The 2,619-nt window shown below is 37.7% G+C and carries 2 protein-coding genes; both read left to right on the forward strand.

Annotated elements, in window-relative coordinates; all coding sequences use genetic code 11:
• Positions 1–151 precede the first annotated feature (151 nt).
• Positions 152–1,279 carry a TrkA family potassium uptake protein gene (locus GSY74_RS09305; RefSeq protein ID WP_164664828.1) on the forward strand — a complete coding sequence of 376 codons (1,128 nt, stop codon included), beginning with the start codon at positions 152–154 and terminating at the stop codon, positions 1,277–1,279.
• Positions 1,272–2,504, forward strand: coding sequence for a bifunctional glutamate N-acetyltransferase/amino-acid acetyltransferase ArgJ (gene argJ / locus GSY74_RS09310; protein ID WP_164664829.1), 1,233 nt, complete (start codon positions 1,272–1,274; stop codon positions 2,502–2,504). The genes GSY74_RS09305 and argJ overlap by 8 nt, the downstream gene beginning before the upstream one ends.
• The last annotated feature ends 115 nt before the right edge of the window (positions 2,505–2,619 follow it).

Here is a 2,619-nt window from a genome sequence, read left to right on the forward strand (position 1 = left end):
AGAAAAAAGCAGCTCAAGCTACAGCTGAAACAACAGAGGCGGAATAGGTCTCTAATTACTATTTTGGCTTGGAACCGATGGCTTTAGCCTCGCTCTATTTACGCGACTAAAGTCTGCGTTTCCTATAAAAAGCGTAAATTACTTATGAAATATGCCTCAAAATAGACTCAAAAAGTTTCTCGGATGGCGAGAGACTATAAAACCACATATAACTCTAAACGATGAGTTGTATGTACTCTTAGCACCTTTTAGACTTCCCCTAATTTTAACTGTTCTAACCATGATGTTTGGAACCTTTGGATATATGCTTGTTGATGATATGTCACTTCTTGATGCACTCTATCAGACTGGCATTACATTTACCACAGTTGGATTTGGCGAGATGGCTCCAATCTCTGATATTGGACGAATTTTCACTATATCTCTTATTATCTTTGGGTTTCTTATCTTCTCCGTTGCCATTGGTATTATCGTAGAGGTTCTCAATAGAGGTGAGCTAAAAAATATTATAAAGGAGAGACGCATGTTATACAATATTGCACGACTAAAACAGCACTTTGTTATCTGTTATCATAATGAGTTTACTATCCAAGTGACTAAATATCTACGAGAGAGTCATATCCCTTTTGTGGTTATTGACCCAAGTGAAAATATGGATGAGATAGCTACAAAATATAGATACCCATACTTTGTCAAAGGTGAACCCCATACAGAAGAGGCGATACTAAAGTCACATCTCTCCTCTGCAAAGGGTATCATAACTCTAGCTGATAATATCGCAGACAATATCGCCACTATCGCATCTGTAAGACTCTATGAAAAAGAGATAGGTAGGAGGCGTTCATACCTGATTATCTCAAATGCACACTATACAAGTGATGAGGAGAAACTGAAAAAATTAGGTGCAGACAAAGTAGTCACACCTACAAATATCATGGCACAGAGGGTCAATGCTATAGCAATTCGTCCAGATATGGAGAATCTACTTCAAGAGTTTCTATACAAACAAGATACCCCCCTTGATATGGAGGAGACTGTAGTCAAAAAAACATCTTGGACAACTCTAAAAAAGGTCAGAAATGTAAATTTTAGAGAGATTGCTAATGTTACTATTATCGGTATCAGATATCAGGATGGAAAATTTATTCCTATGCCAAAAGGAGATACCACCATAACAGCAGGAAGCAAACTTCTACTGATTGGTCCCAGTGAGGGTATCCGAAAAGTAAAAAAAATAATTAGAAAAACTATACAACCAGAGGAGATGAAGAATGTTTAATCTATTTTCAATAAAAGGTGGAATCTCAAATGTCAAGGGGTTCTTTTGTGATGGGGTTAATGTTGGGATGAAAACTAATCCTGCCAATTTGGAAGAGAGTGATGTTGATGGAGATGTTGCTTTTATCCGTTCAGAGGTGCATTGTGATATATCAGCACGATTTACCAGTAACAAATTTCAAGCAGCACCTATCAAACACTATCAACTGTATCCTGATGGATTTAAAACCAACTTTATACTTATGAATGCGAAAAATGCCAATGCTATGACAGGAGATAAGGGGGTAGAGGATATTGAGTCTATTTTTGAAAATCTTCGAGGGCAGACACATCGGTCTGCCCCTACAGTTCAAATACATAATCCTGTTATGTCATCAACAGGGGTTATAGGCTATCGTCTAAATCAGGAGAAAATATGCTCTGCTTTTGAGAAGTTTGACTTTGATGCTAAAAACTCAGAAAAGACAGCACGGTCGATAATGACAACTGATGCTTTTAAAAAAGAGTTATGTTTCAAAATCGACCTCGATAGTGGTGACTCTTTTCATATAGCAGGTATTGCCAAAGGTGCAGGTATGATAAACCCTGCGATGGCTACTATGCTCTGCTTTATTACCACCGATGCGGATATTCCAAAAGAGGATATGGAGGAGCTACTAACCGTTGCCACAGAGGGTTCATTTAACCGCATCTCTGTAGATGGCGACACATCCACAAATGATACAATTATGCTTTTATCAAATAAGTTATCAGGTTCATATAACAAAGAGGCATTTAGAGTTGCTCTAAATAAGATAACATTTGAACTAGCGATGATGATACTAAGAGATGGAGAGGGAGCCAATAAACTGGTAGCCTTTGAGGTAAAAGGTGCAAAAACAGAAGATGAAGCAAAAAAGGCAAGTATGGCTCTAAGCAACTCTCTACTAGTCAAAACAGCTCTCTTTGGAGAAGACCCAAACTGGGGACGAATCGCCTCAACTATCGGTGCATCAGGTATTGAGTGTGATGATACAAAGCTCACTATTCACTATGATAACCTACTTATCTACTCTGACGAACAGCGAGAGCTTGATAAGACGCGAGAGGACAAAGCCTATAAAATAATGAAAAATGATAGCTTTAGAGTCGTTTGTGATATTGGTCTAGGTGATGAATCGTATACATCTTATGGATGTGATTTATCTTATGAGTATGTTAAAATTAATGCGGAGTATCGAACTTAGTATATAAGTACCTACTCAAAATTAATTTCAAAAAGATTGGAATCGATGGCTTTAGCCTCGCTATATTCGGGACTAAAGTCTCCGATTCCGAATGAATATAATATTGGTCACCTAC

This window comes from Sulfurovum sp. bin170, from assembly GCF_010892395.1.
In the GTDB taxonomy this organism is placed as follows: domain Bacteria; phylum Campylobacterota; class Campylobacteria; order Campylobacterales; family Sulfurovaceae; genus UBA1140.